This is a genomic window from Roseovarius sp. (genome assembly GCF_030373445.1).
Classification (GTDB): domain Bacteria; phylum Pseudomonadota; class Alphaproteobacteria; order Rhodobacterales; family Rhodobacteraceae; genus Roseovarius.
The window spans coordinates 159,431-184,819 of sequence record NZ_JAUCYU010000001.1; the positions used below are offsets into that span (position 1 = coordinate 159,431).

Here is a 25,389-nt window from a genome sequence, read left to right on the forward strand (position 1 = left end):
GTTTCGCGCCGCGCAAGGTTTCCCCGAACGATTTCCAAAGACGTTTTCCCGAACGACGCTTCGTTCAGATCGCCGCCGCGATCACCCCCACGGCCGCCGCCGCCCCCAACATTCCGAACAATACCAGCAGCCCGTCGGCCATGAACATGCCCGTCGCCACCACCGCCACGACCACCCCCACCACGGACGAGGTGAAGGGCACCAGTTCCAGCAACGGCATCATCAGCCCGCAGACCAGGCACAGCGCCTGCGGCATGATCGAGAACGGGGGATAAGTCAGCCATTGCACCCGGCGCCGCGTGACCCGGTCCAGCAGCCGCGCGGGCTTGCGCAGCCACCGCACCGCGTCATGCACCCGCTGCGCCGGCAGGCTCGCATTGCTCAGCCACCGGGGCAGCCAGAGCGACGGGCGCCGCATCATCTGCTGCACCGACACCGCCGCGATCAGGATGCCACAGGCCGCCGAGAACCCCGGCACGCCGCTCAGCGGAGAGATCACCATAAGCGCGGGCACCATAAGCAGCGGCGTGTAGCTTGCCCGCCCCAGCCGGTCGACCAGTTCGCGCACCGTCGAATGATCGCCCTCCAGCGCATGTTCCGTCTCGAGAACGATATCGACCGCGGCCATCGGCCGGCCCTTCACGCCTGCTGTCATCCCTGCCCTTTCCGCTCAACGCCATCTTGACCGGAAAACAACGTACCATGCCCAAACCGGTTCCCCGAAGGCTGCGCCAAGGCGCCGCCCCTGTCGTTTCACCTTTGTACGCGGGGAACCGTTTGGCCGCCGAAGCGTTAATGAAGCCTGAAAGCCAGTCTTTTACAAAGGACACTGTTATGAAACACCACGTTCTCAGCGCCGCTGCCGCCGTGCTGATGTTCACCGCCCCTGTCGCCGTCCAGGCACAGGACGTCACCCTGTCCCGGATCGAGGTCCAGACCGACCTGTCGGCCTACGAAGGCAGCAACGCCAGCGAGTTCTGGCCGTCCCTCGAGGCCGATCTCGGCCGCGCCATCGCCTCGGTCGTCACGGTCGACGAAACCGCGCCCGCGCCCGCAATCCGGGTCGAGATCAACAAGATCGCGATTTCCGGCAGCCCGATCCTGCCCGACACGGGCGAGTTCAACGAGATGGAAGGCACCGTCGCCGTGTTCCGCGGCCTCGAAGAGGACGTGACCTCCGGTTCGCAGGAAGACGCCACCCCGAACGAGATCGAGCGCAGCTTCCCGATCAAGGTCAGCGCCGTCACCGGCGAGGCGATCGTGCCGGAAGGCTACATCGCCATCCCGCCCTCGGACGGCGATTTCTACGCGGCCATGATCGGCGGCTTCGCCCTCGAAACCGTCGAACGGCTCGACGAGTAACACGCCCTCTGCCGCGCCCCGGCCCGTGCCGGGGCGTGCGCGCCATTCCGACCTGAAAGCCTAGAAAGACTGGGCCTTGGTCCGAAGCGGCACCCGGTTCTCCATGAAGGCCGACACCCTGCTGCAGAACAGCCGCGTATGCTTCTGGCTCACCTCGTCCAGCGCATCCCCGTCCCGCGCCGCGATCATGTCGATCATCTCGTCATGCTCGTTATAAATCCGCTCGTAGTAGGTATCCGGTTCCTGTGAGGTGCGGTCCTCGTTCTCGAACATCAGGTAGGTCAGGCGCAGGCTGAAATTCAGCACCGTTTCGTAGCCTTCCTTGATGAACTCGTTCCCCGCCATCAGCGCGATCTGCTTGTGAAACTCGTGGTTCCGCTCGGTCATCGCCTGGAAATCCCCGGCCTTCGCGGCGGCCTTGTACCCCTCGTTGATCTCGCGCAGCACCTTGATCTGGTCCTGCGTGTGCCGCCCCGCCGCCAGCCGCAGCACGGCGGCCTGGTAGAGATCCATCGCCTCGAAGATCCGCGGCACGTCGTTGAGGTTGATGACCTCGACGAAATGCCCCCGGTTTGCCGAGAACCGCACCAGCCGGTCGGCCTGCAGCCGGATCAGCGCCTCGCGGATGGGCGTGCGCGACACCCCGAACCGTTTCTCGAGCTGCGCCTCGTCCAGGTGGTCGCCGGGCTTCGCCACCAGCGTCAGGATCTCCTTGCGCAGCGCGTCATAGACCACCTGCGTGCCCTTGCCGCGCGGCCGCCCACGCTTGGCCCGTTTCTCGAAGGTCTCCACCTGTCCGCCGCCCAGTATGGCGCCATCTTCTTGCTTTTGTGCCATGACGTGCTCTCAGTCCTCCCAACGCGCAGGGTAAGTCAACCTGCCACTTTCTCCCGGATGTCCGCAACCAGAACCGGCTTGATGATCTTCTTCGTCGGCGTCATCGGCATCTCCGGGATCACCTCAAGCCGCTCGGGCCACCGCATCTTGGCCACCCCCTGCCCGTCGAGATAGGCACACAGATCGTCCAGCGTCAGCGAAGTGTCGGGCCTGAGCGCCACGTAAACACAGATCCGCTCGCCCAGCACCTCGTCGGGCATCGGCACCAGCGCCGACTGCACAATATCGGCGTGCCCGTCCAGGATACTCTCGATATCCGCCGGGTTTATCTTGATCCCGCCCCGGTTGATGATGTCCTTGCTGCGGCCGGTGATCATGATGTTCCCGTTCTCGTCGATCGAGGCCAGGTCGCCGGTGCGGAACCAGCCATCCCCGGTAAAGGAACTGGCATTGGCATCGGGGTTGTCGAGATACTCGGGCAGGATCGAATAGCCGCTCAGCTGCAACTCCCCCTCGCCGCCTTTCGTCACGTCCTCGCCCTCCAGCGTCATGATCCGCGCGGTCAGCCCCTCGGCCAGCTGCCCCACGGTCGCGTGCCGTATCTCAGGCGCGTCCGTCACCACCGTCTGCGTCGCCAGCAGCGCCTCGGTCATCCCGAAAAGACAGCCCACGCGGCCATTGGGCAACCTTGCCTCGAACTGCGCCGCCACCTCCGGCGGGCAGATCGAGCCGCCGACGATCACGTCGCGCACCGTCTCGGGCGGGCTCGCATCCATCACCCCGCTCTTCAGCGTCGCCGCAAGATGCGCGGGCGCCGAATAGACCACGGTCGGCCGCATCTCTGTCAGGTACTGCCCATAGGTCGGCGGCGTGAACATCGGGATCGGCACGATCGTCGCCCCCGACATCAGCGCATTGCCCGCGCACAGCAGCCCGAACACATGCGTCAGCGGCGGCGCGATCATCACCCGGTCGTCCTGCGTCATGCTCAGCATCTCGCCGAACCGCCGCGCATTCTGCGCCATCAGCGTCTGTTTCCGAATCACCCCCTTCGGCGCCGCCGAGGTGCCGGAGGTAAAACACAGCGCCACCTCCGCATCGGGCCCCGCGCCCTCGATCTCCGGCGCATCCAGATTGTCGGCCACCAGCGCGCCGAAATGATGCTGCCCGTCGATCTTCGGCCCGGTCACGCTGATCACGTGCTCCAGGCTCCCGATCTCGCCCTTCAGCGCCTCCATCACCTCCGGCCCGTCGTATTTCCCGACCTCCGCGGTCACCACCGCCTTCACCCCCGCGAACGCCATCAGCGGGTGCAGTTCCTCTTGCCGGTAAGGCATGTGCAGCGTCGTCAGGACACAGCCCGATATCGCGCAGGCCATGTAGGTCGTCACGAACTCCGGCGACGACGGCAGCTGGATCGCCACCCGGTCGCCCGTCTTCAGCCCCAGCGCCCCGAACGCCGCCGCCAGCGCATTGGCATTCCGCGCCAGCTCTGCATATGTCAGCTTGCCGTGGTCCGTCGTCTCCACCGCCAACTGCTCCGGCGTCTCCGCCGCCCAGTAGCGCATGCAGTCAAGGATCGTGCCCATCGCCCGGGCCTGTGTCAGCTTCTCTTGTGCCATTGTCTCATTCCCTCTGTTGGATGAAGGCGCCGTTCAGGCGGCGTTGTTTTCCGATTGGGCCGTGGCGAACCGCACGGCATGTTCCGCGCTGCGCTGCGGCCTCTGCATCTGCATCAGGTGTCCCCCGCCCTCGACCGCGGCGGTCTCGAACCCGAAACTCTGCGCCAGGAACGCCGCCGACCGGATCAGCACCGGAAGGTCGTGGCCCAGCGTGGTTCCCATCACCACCTGCACCGGCACGCGCACGTTCGCGATCCCGTCCCACCATTCCCGCGGCAGGCGGATGTCGAAGGTGTTGGCCTCCATGTCCGGGTCACAGACCAGCTCGTAAGGCGCCTCCGGGTCGTTACCCGCCCGGTAGAGCATCCCCTCCGCCAGCCGCTCAATCACCTCGTCCGGGATGCCCCCGAACGTGGGCGACCGCCGCAGCGACGTCACCAGCCGTTCCGCCCCCGAAAACCGCCGCCGCCGCGCCCTGGTTCGACGCGACAGGCCCCGGTGCGCCTCCTCGAACTCTTCCAGCAGCGCCTCGTCCGCCACCGGCGGCACCGGCGGCTCGTAAAGCGTCAGCGAGCGCCAGCCCCGCGGCTCCTGCGACTGCGCCATCAGCGTGGCGATCGAGCTCAGCGAATGGAACGCCCCGTGCATCGGCTTCTCGCCGAACGTCGCCTGGATCGAATCGTATATCTCCGGAATGTCCTTCACGAAGCGCGGCCAGGGGTTCTGCATCACCTCGCCCGGCCCGCTCTGCCCGTGGCTGCGCATGTCGAAGACCACGACCTCGAAATCGTCCATCAGGACATTGGCGAATTCGTAGAACCCGTCGATCGCCAACCCGTTGCCATGCGACATGACGATCCGCTCGGGCTTGCCCTCGCCCCAGCGGCGAATGGCCACCCGGCCCCCGTCACTCAGCGCGAGCATCTCTTTTTCTACCTTGAAATCAAATCCTTCGGTCATTCCCAGCCTTCCGGTTGCAGCCCTTCAACGAATTGCCGTCGCAAACGAGTTGACACGATCCAGCTTTATTATACAATAAGTATTTAATGAATTTCAAGCTCGCATGACGGGTATGGAGGACGATGTGTCAGAAATGCGCGAACCGCTGGTAGGGCAGAAGATCCTGCGCACCGAAGATCAGACCTTGCTGCGCGGCAAGGCGACCTTCATGGATGATATACCCATCGCGAAAGGCACGCTACACGCGGCGTTCCTGCGCTCCCCCCATGCCCATGCCCGCATCAGGGGCATCGACGCGACCGAGGCGCTCAAGCTCAAGGGCGTGCACGCCGTCATCACCGGCGAGGATATCAAGCCTTACACCAAGCCGCTGATCGTCGGCTTCGCCAACCCGCTCGACTATCGCGGCATCGCCATGGACAAGGTCCGCTACGTCGGCGAACCCGTCGCCATCGTCTGCGCCACCGACCGCTACCGCGCCGAAGACGCGCTCAAGCTCATCAAGGTCGATTACGAAGTGCTCGACGCCGTGGTCGACCCGGTCCGCGCCTGCGAGGAAAGCGCGCCCGTCCTGCACGAGGCCGCCGGCTCCAACCGCGTCTCCCACCGCGTCTTCAATCACGGCGAGGCCGACAAGGTGCTCGACGCCGCGAAGAACAAGACGCAGATCACCATCCGCTACCCGCGCAACTCGGTCACGCCGATGGAAACCTACGGCGTCGTCGCCGAATATAAACCCGACACCGGCGGCTACGACGTCACCTCGAACTTCCAGGGCCCCTTCTCGGTCCACACCGTGATGGCCATCGCGCTCAAGATCCCCTCAGCCAAGCTGCGCCACAAAAGCCCCGCAAACTCCGGCGGCAGCTTCGGCTCCAAGCTCACCCTCTTCCCCTATATCGTGGTGCTCTGCGTCGCCTCCCGCCTCGCCGGCCGCCCCCTGAAATGGATCGAGGACCGCCTCGAACACCACGCTTCCTCCTCCGTCGCGCCCAGCCGGGTGACCACGATCGAGGCCGCCTACGACGATGACGGCACCGTCAACGCGCTGCGGATGGAGCATTACGACGACCACGGCGCCCATCTCCGCGCGCCGATGCCGGCGCCGATCTACCGGATGCACGGGCTCTCGACCAACTGCTACACCATCCCCAACGTGAAGGTGACGAACAACATCGTCCTCACCAACAAATGCCCCACCGGCGCCGTGCGCGGCTTCGGCGGGCCGCAACTCTACTTCGCCATCGAACGCGTGATGAACAAGGTCGCGAAAGAACTCGGGATGGACCCGCTCGCGCTGATGGAAAAGAACCTCATCCCCGCCGGCTCCTTCCCCTACCGCGCCCCCGCGGGTGCCCTCATCGATTCCGGCGACTACCAGCAGGTGGTCAAGGACTCCGTCGAACAGGGCAAGCTCGACTGGCTGCGCGAGCGCCAGAAACAGGCCCGCGCCGAGGGCAAGCTCTACGGCATCGGCTTCGCCGCCGCCGTGGAACCCAGCCAGTCGAACATGGGCTACATCTCGACGCTCAAGACCAAGGAAGAACGCGAGAAAGCCGGCCCCAAGGACGGCGCCGTCGCCTCCTGCACCATCTCGGTCGATGCTCTCGGCTCGGTCAACGTGGTGGGCGACTCCACGCCCCAAGGCCAGGGCCACCAGACCGCGCTGGCCCAGATCGTCGCCGACGAACTTGGGCTGAAGTTCTCCGACATCACGGTGAACCTCGAAACCGACACCCAGAAAGACAACTGGTCCATCGCCGCCGGCAACTATTCCTGCCGCTTCTCGCCCGCCTCCACCTCGGCCGCGAAAACCGCCGCCGAACGGGTGCGCGTGAAGATGACCAAGGTCGCGGGCCGCTTCCTCAACGTGCCCGAGGACGACATCGAATTCGCCGACAGCATGATCCGCTCCAAGTCGAACCCCGACAACGGCCTCGAATTCCGCCGCGTCGGCGGGCTGGCCCACTGGTCGCCCTCCTCCCTGCCCGAAGGCATGGACCCCGGCATCAGGGAGGTCGCCTACTGGAACGCCCCAGAACTCACGCCGACCACCGCCAATGACGAAATCAACACGTCCCTCGCCTACGGCTTCGCCTTCGACTTCTGCGGCGTGGAAATCGACCCCGACACCGGCAACGTGAAGGTCGACCACTACGTCACCGCCCACGATTGCGGCACCATCCTCAACCCGGGGCTGGCCAAGGGTCAGATCCGCGGCTCCTTCGCCAACGCCATCGGCGCCTCCCTCTACGAGGAATTCGTCTACAAGGAAGACGGCACCTTCCTCTCCGGCACCATGGCCGACTACCTGATCCCCACCGCGGCCGAAGCCATCGACCCGGTGCTGGTCGACACCGTCGCCATCCCCTCGCCCTTCACGCGCCTCGGCGCCAAGGGCATCGCGGAAGGCAACCAGTACACCACCCCCGTCTGCCTCGCCAACGCCGTGGCCGACGCGCTGGACTATGAAGACGTGACCATGCCGCTCACCCCCTCCAAGGTGTTCGGCTGGATCAACAGCGGCGAGGAGATGGCGCCCCCGGCCGACGAGGAGAAAACCGAGGAACGCCTCTCCGTCGACTTCTCCGGCGACGCGCTGCGCGGCGAGGGCGAAACCTTCGTCCCCGCCCCCCGCGAAAAGGTCTGGGAGACGCTGCTGGATCCGAAGGAAATGGCCGCCCTCATCCCGGGCTGCAAGGAACTCGACAAGCACGCCGAGGATCACTTCACCGGCACGCTCAAGATGGGCGTCGGCGCCGTGCGCGGCACCTTCGAGGCCGATATCCGGCTGAAAAACATGCGCAAGCCCGAAAGCGTCGAAATCTCCGGCACGCTCGACGGCTCACTCGGCGTCTCCCGCGGCACCGGCTGGGTGGAACTCGACGAGGTCGAGGGCGGCACCAACGTCCGCTACCACTACGAAATCCACCTCTCGGGCACCATCGCCTCCGTCGGCGGCCGCCTCCTTTCCGGCGCGGCCCGCCTTCTCATTAACCAGTTCTTCCGCGCCCTCGTGGCCCGCGCGGCCCCCGACGCCGCACCGCGCAAGGGGCTCCTCGGCAAGATCCGCTCGAAATTCGGAGGCAATTCATGAAACCGGCCCCCTTCTCCATCCACATCCCCGACACGATCGACGAAGCCGTCGCCTGCCTTGCCGAACATGGCGAGGAGGCCCGTGTCATCGCCGGGGGACAGTCGCTGATGGCGATGCTCAACATGCGGCTGGCGGAGCCGTCGATCCTCGTCGACGTCTCCCGCCTTGCCGACCTGAAAAAGCTCGAGATCGGCCCCGACGGCCTCACCGTCGGCGCGGCGACCACGCAGGCCGAGGTCTTCCACCACCCCGACCTCGCCACCCACATGCCCCTTGTCCGTGAGGCGCTGACCCATGTGGGCCACATCCAGACCCGCAACCGCGGCACCGTCTGCGGCTCGCTCTGCCACGCCGACCCCTCGGCCGAAATGCCGCTCCTGCTCGCCACGCTGGGCGGCACGGTGACGCTGCAATCCTCGTCCGGCACCCGCACCCTCTCGGCCAGCGAGTTCCAGACCGGGCTTCTGGAAACGGCCAAGCAACAGGGCGAGCTCTGCATCTCCGCCCATTTCCCGTCGCTCCCGTCCTCCGCCAGGTGGGGCTTCCGCGAAATCGCCCGGCGCGACGGCGACTTCGCCATCGTCGCCATGGCCTGCATCGCCGACAAGGGCACCGTGCGCCTCGGCGTCGGCGGCGTCTCCGACGCGCCCACGGTCGAGGAATGGTCGGACCTGTCCACCGCCGACATCCCCGACGCCCTCAACCGCCTCGCGTGGAAGATGGGCGGCACCGACGACATCCACGCCTCCGCCCGCTACCGCCGCGAACTCGTCCGCCGCATCGGCCAGAAACTCATCGAGGAGACCCTGTCATGAAGGTCCTGCAACACGGCCAGAAACACTCGGTCGAATTCACCCTGAACGGCGAAGAGGTCGAAGGCTTCGCCGAGCCGCGCATGCTGCTCAGCGATTTCCTTCGCCACGAGATCGGCGCCACCGGCACCCATGTGGGCTGCGAACACGGCGTCTGCGGCGCCTGCACGGTGATGATGGACGGCAAGGCCGTCCGCTCCTGCCTGACGCTCGCGCATCAGGCCGAGGGCCGCGAGATCCGCACCATCGAGGGGCTGGAAACCCCCGACCACGAGTTCAACGACCTGCAACAGGCCTTCCACGAGAACTTCGCCCTGCAATGCGGCTACTGCACGCCGGGGATGCTGATGACCCTGTCGGAACTCGCCTCCACCGGCAAACGCTACACCGAGGCCGAGGTGCGCGACGCCCTCTCCGGCAACATCTGCCGCTGCACCGGCTACAAGGAAATCGTCGACGCGGCGATGGCCGTGCTGGGCGACAAGGGGCAGGTGGCGGCGGAGTAATCTTAACGCCTAAGCATGACACTATGCGCGGAATCCAGGCCGAAGGCCGCCGCGCATCGCCGGGCCGCCCCGACGGTCCGGCGATTTGGTGAGGCAAGCGCAACGTCGTGAGCGAGGAGGGACTTGGCTACCATAAAGCACCAAGCCACCCCCGTTGGTTCGCCGCCCCGCGGCCCGTCGAGGCGCGGCTTAACGCCAGGACGTCACCCCGCCTTCGACCCAACCTCCGACGGCAGTTCCACGTTGATCTCCAAACTCGACATCTGCTCGCCGCGCTCCATGCGCACCTCCACATCCGTCTCACCGATCGACACGTATTTCCTGATCGCCTCGACGATATCGCGCTGCAGCATCGGCAGGTAATCGGCCTCACCGCCGCGTCCCCCGCCGCTGCGCTCATGCGCCAGCAGGATCTGCAGCCGGTCCTTCGCGGTCTCCGCACTCCGCGCGCGGCGTTGCTTGCGGGCAAATCCGAACAGGTTCATGACGCCCGCCCGAACAGCCGGTGAAACAGCCCCGGCCGCCGCTCGCCCGCGATCCGCATCTCGACCTCCTCGCCGGTCAGCCGCCGCACCGCATCCTCATAGGCCTTCGACGCCGCCGAGGGCTGATCCAGCACCACCGGCGTCCCGATATTCGACGCGCGCAAGATCGCCTGGCTCTCCGGGATCACCCCCAGCAAAGGCACCGCCAGGATCTCCAGCACGTCCTCCACATTCATCATCTCGCCGCTCTCGACCCGCGCCGGGTCATGCCGCGTCAGCAGCACCTGCGCCTTCACCGCATCGGCACCCTCGCTCTCGGCCCGCTTGGTCTGGCTGCTCAACAGCCCCAGAACGCGGTCGCTGTCCCGCACCGACGACACCTCCGGATTGGTCACGACAACCGCCTCGTCGGCGAAATACATCGCCATCTGCGCGCCATGCTCGATCCCGGCGGGGCTGTCGCAGATGATGTAATCGAACTCCTGCTTCAGCTCGTCCAGAACCTTTTCGACGCCCTCCTTGGTCAGCGCATCCTTGTCCCGCGTCTGCGACGTCGGCAGGATCGACAGGTTCTCCAGCCGCTTGTCCCGGATCAGCGCCTGCTTCAACCGCGCATCCCCCTGGATCACGTTGATGAAATCGAACACCACGCGCCGCTCGCAGCCCATCGTCATGTCGAGGTTCCGCAGCCCCACGTCGAAGTCGATCACCACCGTGCGGTGCCCCTGCTTCGCCAGCCCCGCCGAGATCGCCGCGGCCGACGTGGTCTTGCCCACACCGCCCTTGCCCGACGTGATCACGATGACCCGGCCCAAGGCCGGTTTTTCCTTAAGATCGGCCGTCATCCGATCACCTCCATGCACAGTCTCTCGTTTTCCAGGTAGATATGCGTCGCGCGGTCGCGCACCGCGTCCTCCAGCGTCTCGCTGGTCTTGTAGAGCCCGGCAATCGCCAGCAGCTCGGCATCGAGGCTCCGGCAGAAGATCCGCGCACTCTCGTCGCCATGCACGCCCGCCATCGCCCGCCCGCGCAGACGCCCGTAAATGTGAATATTGCCGCCGGCCACCACTTCGGAGCCCGACGCGACCGACCCGATCACCGTCAGGTCGCCGCTCTCGCAAACCACCATCTGCCCCGAGCGCACAGGCGCTTTGACCAGCTTGTTCTCGACCCCACGCAGCGCCGCCCGGCGCCGCCGCTTGGTGCTCCGCGCATCCGGCAACGGCGCATCCTTGCCCGCCAGCACCGGAATGAGCCCCATTTCCTGCAAGGCTTCTTCAGACAGCGCGCCAGGGTTCTGCACCCCGAACACCCGCAGGTTCCGTTCGCGCAGCTTCGCCACCATCGCCCGCAACCGCTCGGGCTCTGCCATCCCCGGCACGTTGCCGAGGTCGATCACCATCGGCGCCTCGTCGAAGAACTGAGGCGACGTCTCGCGCTGCGCGTCGAGCCGTTCGTAGAACGCCGCGTCATCCGCCTCGACATCCACCCGCAGCGACAGCGCCATCAGGAACCGCCCGCGAATCTGGAAAGGAATAATCTCTCCCGGCATGCCCCCATGCCGGGTCTCGTCGTCTCTGGTGGACACGGTTTGCCACTGCTCCTGCTCTGGCGAATCGCGACTCAGGGCCGGCCCGCTCTTGGTTTGGCACCCAGTGTTCCCGATCCCGGCGGCGGACGAAAGCCGGTGCTCGGGCGTCAGCGGGAAAATGCCTGCGGGGTGGGAGGTAGGGTGCCGTAGGGTGGGTGCCAACCCACCTCTGGCCCCCCTTCACGAATACTCAGCCACAATTTTCATATATTTCACTTATTTCGTTTATTTCGTTTGAACTACGCTGTCCAATGCCCTACATGTTGACCACACTCGCCAAAGAACAGGAGTCACACGGCATGAGAGTCTCGTCCAACGTGACCTCGATGAACCTCAGCACGCCCCTCCCGACACCAGAGGAAATCGATAGCGCCGCCGACGCGCTGAAAGCCATCGAAAACATACTGAATGGCGACCGTAGCCTCGATATCGGCGATGCGACTCTCTCCGCCTCTCTCGTTGGCCTGATCACAGATGTACTAAGCATCGTCGCCCGCGGTGAGACGGTTACGTTCGCCCCATTGTCCCGGCGCATGACGACGCAGGAAGCGGCCGATTTCCTGAACGTGTCCCGCCCGCACCTGATCAAGCTGATCGACCAGAAACTGCTCCCCTGCGAGATGACGGGCACCCACCGCCGGCTCGCATTGAAGGACCTTCTGGTCTACAAGGCGAAACGCTCCGAGGGTCGCAAAGCCGCGCTGCAAGAAATGCAGGATATCGCAGAGGACCTCTGAAAACAGTGATCCCGGCAGCAAACCGTTACACGGTAACGCTCGACGCAAGCGTACTTTTCCCCAACATGAAACGCGATGTACTTTTGCGCTTCTTCGAGGCGGACCTGTATCGGGCTCAATGGACGGAACGCATCCAGCAGGAATGGCTGACAAACGCAATCAGGACATTTCCCGACAAGGAAGACCGCCTCCTCAGAACCGACAGCCTCATGCGCACGCATTTCGACAGCGCTTGGGTTGAAGAGACGGAATATGCCCATTTGATCGATTTGGTCACCCTGCCAGATGCCGACGACCGCCACGTCGTAGCCGCGGCAATAGCCGGGCGGTCCGACTACATCGTCACCGATAATCTGAAACACTTTCCGGAAGCGGAACTCTCGCGCTTCAGGCTGGAGGTCGGATCGGCCGACAAGTTCCTGTCCGGCACGCTCGAACACTATCCTCAGATCGCGCTCACGGTCCTTGCCGAGCACCGTCAAGGCCTTAGGTCAGCACCGAGCCCGGTTGAATACATCATGCTTCTCCGGCAACGTGGCCTGCCCCGTCTGGCGGCCCATGTCCACGCACATATCGGCCTGATCTAGGAACAAGCTCATTCGTCACCCAAACCCCCGTTGCGCCCCGCACAACATCTCGCCCCACCCCTCACCGAACGCCACATCAACCCGGCCAAACGCCGTCAATCACACCGACTCTATACCGACAAAATACCGACGTTATACCGACATGGCATTCCCGGCAAAATCAACGCCTTAACCCTGATTCGCCGCGCAATCACCGCCCCACCGGTTAACCCTTACAAACTGAGATGCCGCCGCGCCTCGGAGTCCGCATCCGCCAGAACCTCCGACGGCCCGGTCCACGCGATCTCGCCCTTGCGGATCACGTGATGACGGTCGCCCAGCTTGCACAGCGGCTTCAGGCTCTTGTCGATCACCAGGATCGTCAGGTTCCGGTCCTTCAGCCGCTTCAGCGCCCCCCAGATCTCGCGCCGCACGGCGGGCGCCAGCCCCTCCGTCGCCTCGTCGAGGATCAGGAACCGCGGCTGCGTCAGCAGCGCCCGGCCGATCGCCAGCATCTGCTGCTCGCCCCCCGACAGAAGGCTTCCGAACGAGCCCTTCCGCTCCGCCAATCTGGGAAACAAATCAAAGACTTCATCCAGCCCGTCCCGCCCGTTCCGGGCGGTCGCCAGCAGGTTCTCCATCACCGTCAGCGTCGGGAACACCTGCCGCCCCTCGGGCACCAGCGCCACGCCCCGCTTGGCAATCTCATGCGTCGGCACCCCGTTGATCCGGTCGCCTTCAAGGTAGATATCCCCACCGATCCGGTCGGTCAGGCCAAAGAGCGTGCGGATGGTCGTCGTCTTGCCCATGCCGTTCTTGCCCAGGAGCGTCGTCACCGACCCTTCCTCCACCTCGAAACTGAGGTCGAACAGGATCTGGCTGTCCTCGTAACTGGCGCAGACATCGCGGAATTGCAGCATCAGAAATCGTCCTCTTCCGACAGGTAGGCCGCCTGCACCTCGGCCGAGTTGCGCACCTCCTCCGGCGTCCCGGTCATCAGCACCCGGCCATCGACCAGCACAGTGATCTCGTCGGCCAGGTCGAACACCGCATCCATGTCATGTTCGATCAGCAATATCGGCACATCCCCCTTCAGACGCTTGCGAATAAGGGCCACCAGCTCCGCCGCATCCGAGGTCGACAAGCCCGCCAGCGGCTCGTCGAGCAGCAATATCGACGGGTTGGAAATGATTGCCATCGCCAGCTCCAGCCGCCGCCGATCGCCATGGCTCAGCGCCGAAGGCAGCGCATTCGCCTTCTCCTCCAGCCCGAAATCCTTCAGCACCTCGGCCAGCTCGGCCGCATAATGCCGCTCCGCATGGGCCCGCAGAAGCTGCATCACCGATACCTTGGGCGTATCCCGCGCCTTCAGGCTCAGCAGGATATTCTCCCACACTGCGATATGCTGGAAGAGCGCCGTGATCTGGTAGGTCCGCGTGAGCCCCAGCCGCGCCCGTTCATGGGTCGTGAGCCCATTCACGTTCCGCCTGTCGAAATGCACCGTGCCGCCATTGGGCTTCAACTCCCCTGACAGCACACTCACCAGCGTCGTCTTCCCCGCCCCGTTCGGCCCGATCAGCGCATGGATCGATCCGTGATCCAACTGCAGGTTCACCCCCTGCAAGGCATGGATCCCCCCGAAGCTGACAGAGATATCCTCAAGTTTCAGAATATGGCTCATCCCGCCCTCGCCCGGCCCGGGATCAGGCGGTCGACAAGCCCCGCCAACCCCTTGTGAAAGAACATCACGACACAGATCAGGAACGGCCCGAACAATATCGGCCAATGCGTCGTGTACCCGGCCAGAACGCTCTCCAGCAGGACGAAGGCGAACGCCCCGTAGACCGGCCCGAACCGCGTGCCCACGCCGCCAAGGATCACGATCACCAGCAACTCGCCCGACCGCTGCCAACTGGCATAGCCCGGCGTCGCGAACTCCGCCTGGTTTGCCAGCAGGAACCCGGCAATGCCACAGATCACACCGGCCAGCACGAACCCCACCAGCCGCACGGCAAACACGTTGAAGCCCAGCGCCGTCGCCCGCGTCGGGTTCTCCCGGCACGCCACCAGCCGCCGCCCGAAATCCGACCGCACGAGGTGGTTGACGAGCAGGATGCAAAGCACCGTGATCCCCGCCACGAAGAAGTAGAAATGCCAGCTGTCGAACGGGTCATAGCCCCACAGAAGCGTGGTGCGCTCGTAAATCACCATGCCGTCATCGCCCCCGAAATAGGACGAGCTGACCGCGAGGTAATAGAAGATCTGCGCCAGCGCGAGCGTGATCATGATGAAGTAGACACCGGAGGTCCGCAGCACGATCAGCCCGATGAACAGCGCCACCAGCGCCGAGGCCGCCATCACCACCGGCAACTGGATCCAGATCGGCAGGATATCGGCATTCGCCAATATCCCCGTCGCATAGCACCCGATCCCGAGGTAGACGGCATGGCCAAAGCTCACCATCCCCCCGAAGCCGAGGATCATGTTGAGGCTTGCCGCCGCCACCGCGTAGATCAGCGCCCGCTCGAACACCGCCAGCTGGTAGACATCGCCCGACAGCAGCGCCACGACCGGCCCCGCCGCCACCATCGCGGCCAGCACCACGACCCCTTCGATCATGCGATAGGAACCGGCCATCTCAATGCCTCCTTTGCAGGGGCAACAGCCCCTCGGGACGGAAGAACAGGATCAGCGCCATCAGGATGTAAACCAGCATCGAGGCCAACGCCGGCCCCGCCTCGCCCGCCACCTGTGGCGAGAAGAAAGCGCTCAGGATATCGCGCAGGAACGCCCGGCCCATCGTGTCGATCAGCCCCACGATCATTGCCGCCAGAAGCGCGCCCCTGATCGAGCCCAGCCCGCCGATCACCACCACAACGAACGAGAGGATCAGCACTGCCTCCCCCATTCCCGGCTGCACCGACAGGATCGGCCCGGCCATCGCCCCCGCCAGCCCCGCCAGCAGCGCGCCCAGCGCAAAGACCAAAGCATAGAGCAGCGAGATATTCACACCGAGGATCGACACCATCACCCGGTTCGTGGCCCCGGCCCTGACCAGCATGCCCACCCTCGTTTTCTGGATCAGAAGGAACAGCCCCAGCCCCACAAGGCCCCCCACCGCGATCACCAGCATCCGGTAGGCCGGGTAGTCGATCCCGAAAGGCAGCGGAATCTGCCCCGCCAGCGCCTCCGGCACACCCGAGAAGATCGGCACGCTCCCCCAGATCAGGATGACCGACTCGTTCGCGATCAGGATCAGACCATAGGTCACAAGCACATGGTCGAGGTGACTTCGCGCGTACAAATTGCGCACCAGCAGCACTTCCAGCAGCATCCCCAGCCCGAACACCGCGATCGCCGCCAGCCCCACCGACAGGAAGAAACTCCCCGTCAACGCCTGGAACAGAACCGAGAAATACGCCCCCAGCATGAACAGCGACCCGTGGCTGAGGTTGATGAAATCCATCACCCCGAAGATCAGCGTCAGCCCCGCCGCGATCAGGAACAGCAGGATCCCAAGCTGTATGCCGTTCAGAAGCTGTTCCGCGAAAAGGCTGGCCATCTGCCGGCGTCTCCTTGTCTGGCGCGCCCTCGGGCACGCGGGGTTTCGGGGGTCAGGTCCCCTTGTCGCCCAGCCGGGCGAATTGTGCGGTCGCATGGCCGCAAATCCTGTCGCCCTGCGTGGCGCGCGCGGTGCAGAACACCGTTCTCCGCCCCGCCCGCAGCGCCTCGGCTTCCATGTAAAGCGGCGCATCGGCGCGGATGGCCGACAGGAACTTCGTCTCCTGCGACACCGTCACCGCCTCGCCACCAGTCCTGGCGACCTCGTACATCGCCACGTCGAAAAGCGAGGCCAGCGCGCCGCCATGCAGAATGCCCAGCGGATTCAGCGCGCCCTCTTTCAGCCGCACCTGGAAACACACCGTGCCATTCGAACGCCGCACGCCGATCTCGCCGATGAACGCCAACAGGCTGTCATCGTCGCGGAACGGCACGAAGCCTTTCGCTCCAGCGTCAGAGGCGGCGGCGATGCTCATCCCGTGGTCACGTCCACGGCCAGCTTGCCCGCCACCTTGCGGTCAAGAATGTCCTGCAAGCCTTGCATCAACTGACCGAACGGCAGCACCTCGCTGACATTCGCCTTCACCTTGCCCTCGGCCAGCAGGCCCAGCCACCACTCGGTGCCCGCCCGCATCTCCTGAAGCGCGTGGTCGAAATGAATATCCAGCGGCGCGCCCATCACCGACAGGTTGTTGTACAGCAGGTAATTCGCCTTGGCCGACTCGATCGACCCGCTGGCAAAGCCCACCACCACCAGCCGCCCGGCAAAGCCAAGGCACCGCAGACCGGCGATGAACATCGCCCCGCCCACGGTATCGATCACCACGTCGGCGCCGGTGTCGTCGCCCCAATGGGTGCGCACCTTATCCTTGAAAATCTGCTTGAGCGGCTCTTCCTCGCGCTCGGTCACGATCAGCGCGTCGCCGCCGCCCTCGCGCACCAGCTTCGCCTTCTCCTCGGAGGAAACGACGCCCAGAACCTCGGCGCCCAGCGCATGCGCCAACTGCACGGCGGCAAGGCCGACACCCCCCGCAGCGCCGGTCACGACCACCCGGTCGCCCTTTTTCACACCCGCGCGGATCGACACGGCCACGTAAGCGGTGTTGAACACCGTGATCGCCCCCGCCGCATCGATGGCCGACACCGCCTCGGGCCGGTGGAACACGCGCGACAGCGGCGCAATCACCTGCTCCGAGAATGCGCCGGTAAACACCTGCGCCACCACCGGGTCGCCCGGCTTGAAATCGGTGACGCCCTCGCCCACCGCCTTGATAACACCGGCGCAATCGCGCCCCGGACCGAACGGTGGGTTAGGACGTTTCTGATACTTTCCCTGCACCATCAGAGCATCGGGGAAATTGAGTCCGATGGCGTGGTTCTCGATTAACACTTCGTTCACACCCGGACTCAAGTCGGGCAGGTCGTGTATCCGGTGAGACGTCGGCGCACCGTACTCTTCGATAAGAAAGCCGCGCATCGCGCTCTCCTTTTTATACGTTTAGTATTTTATTAAACGTGCCACGGCCCCCGGCATCCGTCAAGGAAAAATCCTACGGCGCTCCACCCTGCATTTTCACGGTTTACTATTTTTATACAACCTGTATATTTATATCCACCCACCGGCGCCCGCGCCGTGGGCATTCAGGAATAAAGACCGGAGAGTTCGATGATGTGGCAGTTCTGGGTCGACCGTGGCGGCACCTTCACCGATATCGTTGCCAAACGCCCCGACGGCACGCTTGAGACACGCAAGCTGCTGTCGGAAAACCCCGAGAACTACAAGGACGCCGCCGTTCAGGGCATCCGCGATTTCCTCGGCCTCGCGCCGGGCGAACCGATTCCCCAGGGCGTCATCGATTCGGTCAAGATGGGCACCACCGTCGCCACCAACGCCCTTCTCGAACGCAAGGGCGACCGCACCCTGCTGCTGATCACCAAGGGCTTCGGCGACCTCCTCCGCATCGGCTACCAGAACCGCCCGCGCATCTTCGACCTCGATATCCAGCTTCCCGAAATGCTCTTCGAGCGCAGCGTCGAGATCCCCGAACGGGTCGACGCGTCGGGCGAGATCCTTGAACCCCTCGACGAGGCCGCCGTGCGCACCGCCCTCCAGCAAGCCCATGACGACGGCATCCGCGCCGTCGCCATCGCCTTCATGCACGGCTACAAGACACCCGCGCACGAGAACCGCACCGCCGAGATCGCCGCCGACGTGGGCTTCACCCAGATCTCCACCAGCAACGGCACCTCGCCGCTGATGAAGCTGGTCAGCCGCGGCGACACCACCGTCGTCGACGCCTATCTCAGCCCGATCCTGCGCCGCTATGTCGAACAGGTCCGCGAGGCGCTCGACGCCGGCGCCGAAGGCAATGACCGCAAGCGCCTGCTCTTCATGCAATCCAGCGGCGGCCTCACCGACGCGGCGCTTTTCCAGGGGAAAGACGCCATCCTCTCCGGCCCCGCCGGCGGCGTCGTCGGCATGGTCAAAACCGCAGAACATGCCGGCCATGACAAGCTCATCGGCTTCGACATGGGCGGCACGTCGACGGACGTCTGCCACTATGCCGGCAGCTTCGAACGCAGCCTCGAGACGGAAGTCGCCGGCGTCCGCATGCGCGCGCCGATGATGAACATCCACACCGTGGCGGCGGGCGGCGGCTCGATCCTCTCCTTCCGCGACGGCCGCTTCCAGGTCGGCCCCGAAAGCGCCGGCGCCAACCCCGGCCCAGCCTGCTATCGCCGCGGCGGCCCCCTCACCGTGACCGACTGCAACGTCCTCCTGGGCAAGCTCCAGCCCGGCCACTTCCCCCGCGTCTTCGGCCCCGACGCCGACCAGCCGCTCGACACCGAAATCGTCCGCCAGAAATTCGACGCACTGGCCGACCAGATCGCCCAAGAGACCGGCAACCCGAAGATGCCGCTCGAAGACATCGCCGAGGGTTTCCTCCGCATCGCCGTGGAAAACATGGCCCGCGCCATCAAGAAAATCAGCGTCGAGCGCGGCTATGACGTGACCACCTACACCCTCAACTGCTTCGGCGGCGCGGGCGGGCAGCACGCCTGCCTCGTGGCGGACGCGCTCGGCATGTCCAAGGTCTTCCTGCACCCCTTCTCGGGCGTACTCTCGGCCTACGGCATGGGCCTGGCCGAGATCCGCGCCATGCGCCAAAGCCAGTTCGACAAACCGCTCTCAACCGACACCTGCACCGAGGCGCAAGCCCTCGCCGACCGCATGGCAACCGAGGCCGAGGCCGAGCTCACCGAACAGGGCAGCGCGAAAGACGACATCACCCGCGTCACCCGCGCCCTCCTCCGCTACGCGGGCTCCCACCAGACGCTCGAGGTCACCTTCGGTCCCGAGGCGGGGATGCGCGAGACCTTCGAGACCGCCCACCGCCAGCTCTACGGCTTCGCCGACGCCGAGCGCGAAGTGTATTTCGAGGCCCTCACCGTCGAAACCATCGGCGCCCAGCCCGCCCTGCCCGACTGCACCCCCCGCCCCGACCAGGGCACGCCAACCCCCATCGACACGGTCGACATGGTGGCCAACGGGCAGGCCGCCCAAACCCCGCTCTACGACCGGGAAACCCTCGACCGCGGCCAGTCCGTCGACGGCCCCGCCATCATCCGCGAACCCACCGGCACCGTCATCGTCGAACCCGGCTGGCGCGCCCATGTCGACGCCTTCGAAAACCTCGTCCTTGACCGCGCCATCCCCCGCAAGGGCATGGAAGACATCGGGAAAGAGGCCGACCCGGTCATGCTCGAGGTCTTCAACAACCTCTTCATGTCCATCGCCGAACAGATGGGCGCCACGCTCGCCAAGACCGCCTATTCCGTCAACATCAAGGAACGGCTCGACTTCTCCTGCGCCCTCTTCGACCCCGATGGCGGGCTCGTCGCCAACGCGCCCCACGTGCCCGTGCACCTGGGCTCCATGGGCGAATCCGTCCGCACCGTGATCCGCGAGAACGCCGGCAAGATGAAGGCGGGCGACGTCTTCGTCCTCAACGCCCCCTTCAACGGCGGCACCCACCTGCCCGACGTCACCGTGATCACTCCGGTCTTCGACGAGGCGGGCACCGAGATCCTCTTCTACGTCGGCTCCCGCGGGCACCACGCCGATATCGGCGGCCGCACCCCCGGCAGTGCGCCCCCCGACAGCACCCATATCGACGAGGAAGGCGTGCTGATCGACGACTTCAAGATGGTCGACCAGGGCCGCTTCCTCGAGGCCGAAACCCGCGACCTGCTCGCCTCCGGCCCCTATCCCTGCCGCAACGTCGACAACAACATCGCCGACCTCCTCGCCCAGATGGCTGCCAACGAAACCGGCGCCCGCGAAGTGCGCCGGATGCTCTCGCAATTCGGCACCGGCGTGGTGCAGGCCTACATGCGCCACGTGCAGGACAACGCCGAGGAAAGCGTGCGCCGCGTCATCGACCGCCTCCGCGACGGCCGCAACACCTACGAAATGGACAGCGGCGCGAAGATCGAGGTGCAGATCACCGTCGACCGCGACAACCGCACCGCCACCATCGACTTCACCGGCACCAGCGAACAGGACAAGGGCAACTACAACGCCCCCCTCTCGATCTGCCGCGCGGTCGCGCTCTACGTCTTCCGCACGCTCGTGGGCAGCGACATCCCCCTCAACGAGGGCTGCCTCAAACCCCTCAACCTGATCATCCCCGAGGGCACCTTCATCAACCCGGTCTACCCCGCCGCCGTCATCGCCGGGAACACCGAGGTCAGCCAGTCCATCGCCGATGCGCTCTACGGCGCGCTCGGGGTGATCGCGGGCTCGCAGGGCACGATGAACAACTTCGTCTGGGGCAACGATGCCTACCAGAACTACGAAACCATCTGCGGCGGCACCGGCGCGGGGCCCGGCTTCGACGGCGCCGACGCGGTGCATTCACACATGACTAACACTCGCATGACAGACCCCGAGGTGCTCGAATGGCGCTTCCCGGTCAGGATCGAGGAATTCTCGATCCGCCGCGGCTCCGGCGGCAAGGGGCAGCATCGCGGCGGCGACGGCATCCGGCGCGAGGTGCGGTTCCTCGAACCGATGACGACGACCGTGCTGACCTCGCACCGCAAGGTGCCGCCGCGCGGCGCCGAGGGCGGCGGGCATGGCGCCTGCGGACGCAACGCGATCCGCCGCGCGAATGGCACCGTCGAGGAACTAAGCGGTAACGATATGGTCAACGTAGGCCCGGGCGACGTCTTCCTCATGGAAACCCCGGGCGGCGGAGGCTTCGGAACGGCGGCCTGACCGGGCCGCCGCGCGCCCGCCGCATCGCAGCATTGCGCGCGCGGCATAATTAATATACTGTTTGAATAAAAATAACCAACCAAGGGAGTATGACACCATGAAGACCAAGTTCACGAAACTGCTGGCTGTCACGGCACTCGCCGCGACCAGCCTTGGCGCCCCCGCCCTTGCCGAGGAAGGCAAGATCAAGGTCGGGCTGATCCTGTCGCTCTCCGGCCCCGGTTCGGTGCTGGGGCAGGAAATGCAGAAGGGCGCCGACCTCGCCCTCGAAATGCTGGAAGGCAAGCTCGGCGGCAAGGCGGCCGAGTTCATCTACGAAGACGACCAGCGCAAGCCCGATGTCGGCAAGGAAGCCGCCGAAAAGCTGACCCGCTCGGAAGATGTCGACGTGGTCATCGGCTCGTCCTTCTCGAACGTGATGATGGCCATCCACCGCCCCATCACCCGCGCCGGCAAGATCGTCCTCAGCCCCAACCCGGCCCCCGCGCCGCTGGCGGGCGACAAGTGCGACCCCAACTATTTCGCCGTGCCCTTCCAGAACGACCAGCTGGCCGAGGCCATCGGCACCCACCTCTCGGCCGAGGGCGTCGGCTCCGCCTTCATCCTCGCCCCCAACTACCAGGCGGGCCGCGACCTTCTCGAAGGCTTCAAGCGCACCTATACCGGCGAGATCGTGGGCGAGATCTACACGCCGCTGGAACAGACCGACTTCTCCGCCGAACTGACCCAGGTGAAATCGACCGACCCAGACGCCGTCTTCGTCTTCTACCCCGGCGGGCTCGGCATCCAGTGGGTCAAGCAATACGCCCAGGCCGGCCTCAAGGACGACACGCCGCTCTACAGCGCCTTCACCTATTTCAACGGCGCCGCCCTCAACGCCATCGGCGAAGCCGGGCTGGGCCTGAAAAGCGCCGCCCAATGGACGATCGACCTGCCCAACGACGCCAACCAGGAATTCGTCGAGGCCTTCCGCGCCAAGTACGACTCGCCCCCGTCGGACTTCGCCGCCATGGCCTATGACGCCGTCCGCCTGATCGACAGCGCCGCGGCCAAGGTCGACGACGTCGACGATACCGACGCCTTCCGCGCCGCCCTCCGCGAGGCTGATTTTGCCTCCGTCCGCGGCGAGTTCAAATTCAACACCAACCAGCACCCGATCCAGGCGATGTACCTCGCCACGGTCGAGGCCGACGAGGACGGCAACTACATCGCCGTCTCCGAAAGCGTGATCGAGGAAGCCATGGAAGACAGCTACGCCAAGGACTGCTCGATGGAGTGAACCGTCTCACGACCTTGCATGTCACCGACGTTACCCTCGCAGGAAACTGCGGGGGTAATTTCGTTGAGCACGCTGCAACCTTAGCCGAGGCTCAAGTTCGATACAGAACCAACCCGTCCGTCTGCCTCTCCCAGCGCCCTTCCCGCTCTATTTCCATGGGCACCGAAAAGGTGGACGCCAGACCGAGAACGATTATCCTCCGCCACTGTGGAAAATGCTCCTCGATCCCCCAAACCACGCGGCACAGCGCACTTTCGACCGAACGATACTGGTCCAGCGAAAAAATCGCGCTGTCAGGATGAAGTTGACCCTTCGCCGCCGCAAACCACTCTCGGTTGGCGGCGCTTTCGACGATCCATGCCGCGTCGACCGGAGGACCGCAAAATGTCTCATCGAAGATAGCATGGATATCCATGTCTCATGGATGGCAGTTTCCGGTCAGGTGTCAACGTCCGCTTCACCCGGATAGCGCCACACCTTCGGCTAGGCCGGCCCTCAAAAATCCACGACCACAGCCCGCCCCTGCGCCTGCGCCAGTTCCACCACCCGAGACGCCACCGCCAGGTCCTGCAACCCCACGCCCGTGCCATCGAACAGCGTGATCTCCTCCGCATTCCGCCGCCCCGGATGCGCCCCGTTGATGACCGCCCCGAGCTGGTGAACATCCCCTTCGCCCATCAGGCCTTGCGCCACCGCATGCTGCGCCTCGCCGATCGACACCGCCTGCGCCACCTCGTCGGTAAATACGACAGCCCGGGCCAGCAACCCCGGCGCCACCTCCTGCTTGCCCTTCGTATCCGTCCCCATGCAGGCCACATGCGTGCCAGGCGCCACCTGGTCCGCCCCGAGGATCGCCTCGAAGGAAGAGGTGATCGAGATGATCACATCCGCCTCCCTCATGCCCCCCAACTCGACAGCCTCGAACGGCACCCCGGCCTCGTCCGCCACCTTCTGCAGGTTCGGCAACATCTCCGGATGCAGGTTCCACCCGATCACCTTCTCGAACGCCCTTTGCTCCAACGCCGCCCGCAGTTGAAACGCCGCCTGGTGCCCCGCGCCGATCATCCCCAGCACCCGCGCATCCTCCCTTGCCAGGTACCGGATCGACACCGCCGACGCCGCCGCCGTCCTCAACGCCGTCAACAGGTTGCCGCCAACCATCGCATGCGCCCGCCCCGTATCGGCATCGAACAAAAACACCGTCGACTGGTGATTGATCACCCCATGCGTCTCAAGGTTATGCGGCCAGTACCCCCCGGCCTTCAGCCCCAGCGTCAGCCCCGACCGGTCGAACCCGCCCTTGAAGCCATAGAGCGCATCCTCATGCCCGATCGCCTCACGCACGACGGGAAAGTTATACGCCTCCCCCGCCGCCATTGCCGCGAACACCCGCTCGACCGCCTCGAACGCGGCCTCCCGCGTCATCAGGTCGGCAATCTCCCGCTCCGGTACGATGATCATCCCCGGCCCCCGCTCAATACGCGAAACCGCGGGCCGAAACCGGCCAGACCACCTCGACCTTTCCGCCCCGCACGCCCACGTACCAATCATGCACGTTGCAGGTCGGGTCACAGTGCCCCGGCACCAGCTTCAGCTTGTCATTGACGGAAAGCACCCCGCCGGGGTCGGCCACCACCCCATGCTCGTCCGAGCATTTGACATACTCAACGTCATCCCGCCCGAAGACCACCGGCAAGCCGCTATCCACCGATTGCGCCTTCAGCCCGGCATCGACAATCGCCTTGTCGGGCTTGGCATGGCTCATCACGCTGGTCAGCAGGAACAGCGCATTCTCCCACTCCCCCCGGTCGATCCGCTCGCCTTTCTCGTCAAGGATCCGCCCGTAATCCGCATCCATGAACGCATACGACCCGCATTGCAGTTCGTTATACACCCCCGACGCGCTCTCGAAATAATACGAGCCCGTGCCGCCCCCGCCGACGATATCGCACTCCAGCCCCTCGGCCTTCAGCGCCTCCACCGCGTCTTTCACCATCGCCACGGCAACATCGATCTTGGCCTTCCGGTCGGCATATGCATCCAGATGCTGCATCGCCCCCTGGTACGCCTGTATCCCCGCAAACTTCAGCCCCGGCGCGGCATCAATCGCCCTGGCGATCTCCACCACCTCCGGCGTCGTCGTCACCCCACAGCGCCCGGCGCCACAGTCGATCTCGACAAGGCACTCGACCTCCGTCCCATGCCGCTCCGCCGCGGCCGACAGCTCGCCCACATTGGCCGGGTCGTCCACACAGCACAACACCCGCACGCCAAGCTTCGGCAACCGCGCCAGCCGGTCGATCTTGGCCGGCTCCCGCACCTGGTTCGACACCAGCACATCGCTGATGCCCCCACGCACGAAAACCTCCGCCTCGCTCACCTTCTGGCAACACACCCCACAGGCCCCGCCCAGCGCGATCTGCAGTTTCGCCACGTCCACCGACTTGTGCATCTTCCCGTGCACCCGGTGCCGCATCCCGTGCGCCTTGGCATAGTCGCCCATCTTGCGGATGTTCCGCTCCAGCGCGTCGAGGTCCAGCATAAGGCAGGGCGTCTGGATCTCCGCCTCGTCCATTCCCGGCTTGGCCGGAATGTCGAACCCCACGTCGAAATCGTCAAAATTGCTCACGTCTTTCATCGCATTTCTCCCTTCAGGCTGAAGCCCGGGCCAATGCCCCGGCCAGTCATCACAT

Annotated in this window: 24 protein-coding genes; 8 read left to right on the forward strand and 16 right to left on the reverse strand. The window is 65.1% G+C overall.

Annotation, left to right across the window (positions count from 1 at the left end):
* Positions 1 to 64: 64 nt before the first annotated feature.
* Positions 65 to 655 (reverse strand): exopolysaccharide biosynthesis protein, encoded by a 591-nt coding sequence (locus QUV18_RS00795; RefSeq protein WP_300891337.1) that lies wholly within the window; start codon positions 653 to 655, stop codon positions 65 to 67.
* A gap of 179 nt (positions 656 to 834) precedes the next feature.
* On the opposite strand from QUV18_RS00795, the gene QUV18_RS00800 reads away from it, so the two are divergent.
* Positions 835 to 1,362, forward strand: a complete 528-nt coding sequence (locus tag QUV18_RS00800) for a hypothetical protein (RefSeq protein WP_300891338.1) — start codon at positions 835 to 837, stop codon at positions 1,360 to 1,362.
* 60 nt (positions 1,363 to 1,422) lie between these two features.
* Here QUV18_RS00800 and QUV18_RS00805 read toward each other — a convergent pair whose 3' ends face one another.
* Genes QUV18_RS00805 through QUV18_RS00815 form a run of 3 tightly spaced genes read right to left on the reverse strand, consistent with a single transcriptional unit; the run spans position 1,423 to position 4,781 of the window.
* Positions 1,423 to 2,199, reverse strand: coding sequence for a GntR family transcriptional regulator (locus tag QUV18_RS00805; protein WP_300891339.1), 777 nt, complete (start codon positions 2,197 to 2,199; stop codon positions 1,423 to 1,425).
* Positions 2,200 to 2,234: 35 nt separating this feature from the next.
* Positions 2,235 to 3,821, reverse strand: a complete 1,587-nt coding sequence (locus tag QUV18_RS00810; protein ID WP_300891340.1) for a class I adenylate-forming enzyme family protein — start codon at positions 3,819 to 3,821, stop codon at positions 2,235 to 2,237.
* A 33-nt stretch (positions 3,822 to 3,854) separates the two neighbouring features.
* The gene (locus QUV18_RS00815; RefSeq protein WP_300891341.1) at positions 3,855 to 4,781 is read right to left on the reverse strand and encodes an alpha/beta hydrolase; all 927 of its coding nucleotides are present in this window, start codon (positions 4,779 to 4,781) and stop codon (positions 3,855 to 3,857) included.
* A 103-nt stretch (positions 4,782 to 4,884) separates the two neighbouring features.
* Between QUV18_RS00815 and QUV18_RS00820 the strand changes: the two genes are divergently transcribed.
* From QUV18_RS00820 to QUV18_RS00830, 3 genes are read left to right on the forward strand one after another with little or no spacing between them, the layout of a single operon-like run.
* The gene (locus QUV18_RS00820) at positions 4,885 to 7,878 is read left to right on the forward strand and encodes a molybdopterin cofactor-binding domain-containing protein (protein WP_300891342.1); all 2,994 of its coding nucleotides are present in this window, start codon (positions 4,885 to 4,887) and stop codon (positions 7,876 to 7,878) included.
* Positions 7,875 to 8,693: an FAD binding domain-containing protein gene (locus QUV18_RS00825; protein WP_300891343.1), complete on the forward strand. Its 819-nt coding sequence runs from the start codon at positions 7,875 to 7,877 to the stop codon at positions 8,691 to 8,693. Before QUV18_RS00820 ends, QUV18_RS00825 begins: the two co-directional genes overlap by 4 nt.
* Positions 8,690 to 9,196: a (2Fe-2S)-binding protein gene (locus QUV18_RS00830; RefSeq protein ID WP_057818389.1), complete on the forward strand. Its 507-nt coding sequence runs from the start codon at positions 8,690 to 8,692 to the stop codon at positions 9,194 to 9,196. Before QUV18_RS00825 ends, QUV18_RS00830 begins: the two co-directional genes overlap by 4 nt.
* Positions 9,197 to 9,399: 203 nt before the next feature.
* On the opposite strand, the gene minE is transcribed toward QUV18_RS00830, so the two are convergent.
* The 3 genes from minE to minC are packed head-to-tail and all read right to left on the reverse strand — an operon-like array spanning position 9,400 to position 11,269.
* Positions 9,400 to 9,681 carry a cell division topological specificity factor MinE gene (minE, locus tag QUV18_RS00835; protein ID WP_057818387.1) on the reverse strand — a complete coding sequence of 94 codons (282 nt, stop codon included), beginning with the start codon at positions 9,679 to 9,681 and terminating at the stop codon, positions 9,400 to 9,402.
* Positions 9,678 to 10,496: a septum site-determining protein MinD gene (minD, locus tag QUV18_RS00840; protein WP_201259289.1), complete on the reverse strand. Its 819-nt coding sequence runs from the start codon at positions 10,494 to 10,496 to the stop codon at positions 9,678 to 9,680. The genes minE and minD overlap by 4 nt, the downstream gene beginning before the upstream one ends.
* Positions 10,497 to 10,522: 26 nt before the next feature.
* Positions 10,523 to 11,269, reverse strand: coding sequence for a septum site-determining protein MinC (gene minC / locus QUV18_RS00845; RefSeq protein WP_235607998.1), 747 nt, complete (start codon positions 11,267 to 11,269; stop codon positions 10,523 to 10,525).
* A gap of 302 nt (positions 11,270 to 11,571) precedes the next feature.
* Between minC and QUV18_RS00850 the strand changes: the two genes are divergently transcribed.
* Entirely contained in the window at positions 11,572 to 12,009 is a 438-nt protein-coding gene (locus tag QUV18_RS00850; protein ID WP_300891344.1) for an excisionase family DNA-binding protein, read from the forward strand.
* Positions 12,010 to 12,074: 65 nt separating this feature from the next.
* Positions 12,075 to 12,596, forward strand: coding sequence for a PIN domain-containing protein (locus tag QUV18_RS00855; RefSeq protein ID WP_366914607.1), 522 nt, complete (start codon positions 12,075 to 12,077; stop codon positions 12,594 to 12,596).
* Between the two features lie 212 nt (positions 12,597 to 12,808).
* Here QUV18_RS00855 and QUV18_RS00860 read toward each other — a convergent pair whose 3' ends face one another.
* From QUV18_RS00860 to QUV18_RS00885, 6 genes are read right to left on the reverse strand one after another with little or no spacing between them, the layout of a single operon-like run.
* Positions 12,809 to 13,495 (reverse strand): ABC transporter ATP-binding protein, encoded by a 687-nt coding sequence (locus QUV18_RS00860; protein WP_300891346.1) that lies wholly within the window; start codon positions 13,493 to 13,495, stop codon positions 12,809 to 12,811.
* Positions 13,495 to 14,256: an ABC transporter ATP-binding protein gene (locus QUV18_RS00865; protein ID WP_300891347.1), complete on the reverse strand. Its 762-nt coding sequence runs from the start codon at positions 14,254 to 14,256 to the stop codon at positions 13,495 to 13,497. The genes QUV18_RS00860 and QUV18_RS00865 overlap by 1 nt, the downstream gene beginning before the upstream one ends.
* On the reverse strand, positions 14,253 to 15,212 hold the full coding sequence (locus QUV18_RS00870; RefSeq protein WP_300891348.1) for a branched-chain amino acid ABC transporter permease: 960 nt from the start codon (positions 15,210 to 15,212) through the stop codon (positions 14,253 to 14,255). Before QUV18_RS00870 ends, QUV18_RS00865 begins: the two co-directional genes overlap by 4 nt.
* A 1-nt stretch (position 15,213) precedes the next feature.
* Positions 15,214 to 16,137 (reverse strand): branched-chain amino acid ABC transporter permease, encoded by a 924-nt coding sequence (locus QUV18_RS00875; protein WP_300891349.1) that lies wholly within the window; start codon positions 16,135 to 16,137, stop codon positions 15,214 to 15,216.
* 52 nt (positions 16,138 to 16,189) lie between these two features.
* Positions 16,190 to 16,612, reverse strand: coding sequence for a PaaI family thioesterase (locus tag QUV18_RS00880; RefSeq protein WP_300891350.1), 423 nt, complete (start codon positions 16,610 to 16,612; stop codon positions 16,190 to 16,192).
* Positions 16,609 to 17,613, reverse strand: a complete 1,005-nt coding sequence (locus QUV18_RS00885) for an NADPH:quinone oxidoreductase family protein (protein ID WP_300891351.1) — start codon at positions 17,611 to 17,613, stop codon at positions 16,609 to 16,611. The genes QUV18_RS00880 and QUV18_RS00885 overlap by 4 nt, the downstream gene beginning before the upstream one ends.
* 192 nt (positions 17,614 to 17,805) lie before the next feature.
* Between QUV18_RS00885 and QUV18_RS00890 the strand changes: the two genes are divergently transcribed.
* Together QUV18_RS00890 and QUV18_RS00895 are read left to right on the forward strand one after the other, a co-directional pair.
* The gene (locus QUV18_RS00890; RefSeq protein ID WP_300892031.1) at positions 17,806 to 21,417 is read left to right on the forward strand and encodes a hydantoinase B/oxoprolinase family protein; all 3,612 of its coding nucleotides are present in this window, start codon (positions 17,806 to 17,808) and stop codon (positions 21,415 to 21,417) included.
* A 97-nt stretch (positions 21,418 to 21,514) separates the two neighbouring features.
* Complete coding sequence (locus QUV18_RS00895) at positions 21,515 to 22,696, forward strand: ABC transporter substrate-binding protein (protein WP_300891352.1); 1,182 nt, start codon at positions 21,515 to 21,517, stop codon at positions 22,694 to 22,696.
* Between the two features lie 91 nt (positions 22,697 to 22,787).
* Here the strand turns inward: QUV18_RS00895 and QUV18_RS00900 are convergent, their stop codons facing one another.
* The 3 genes from QUV18_RS00900 to bhcC form a co-directional block, all read right to left on the reverse strand.
* On the reverse strand, positions 22,788 to 23,111 hold the full coding sequence (locus QUV18_RS00900) for a hypothetical protein (RefSeq protein ID WP_300891353.1): 324 nt from the start codon (positions 23,109 to 23,111) through the stop codon (positions 22,788 to 22,790).
* 80 nt (positions 23,112 to 23,191) lie between these two features.
* Complete coding sequence (gene bhcD / locus QUV18_RS00905; protein WP_300891354.1) at positions 23,192 to 24,157, reverse strand: iminosuccinate reductase BhcD; 966 nt, start codon at positions 24,155 to 24,157, stop codon at positions 23,192 to 23,194.
* A 13-nt stretch (positions 24,158 to 24,170) separates the two neighbouring features.
* The gene (gene bhcC / locus QUV18_RS00910) at positions 24,171 to 25,334 is read right to left on the reverse strand and encodes a 3-hydroxy-D-aspartate aldolase BhcC (protein ID WP_300891355.1); all 1,164 of its coding nucleotides are present in this window, start codon (positions 25,332 to 25,334) and stop codon (positions 24,171 to 24,173) included.
* Positions 25,335 to 25,389: the final 55 nt, after the last annotated feature.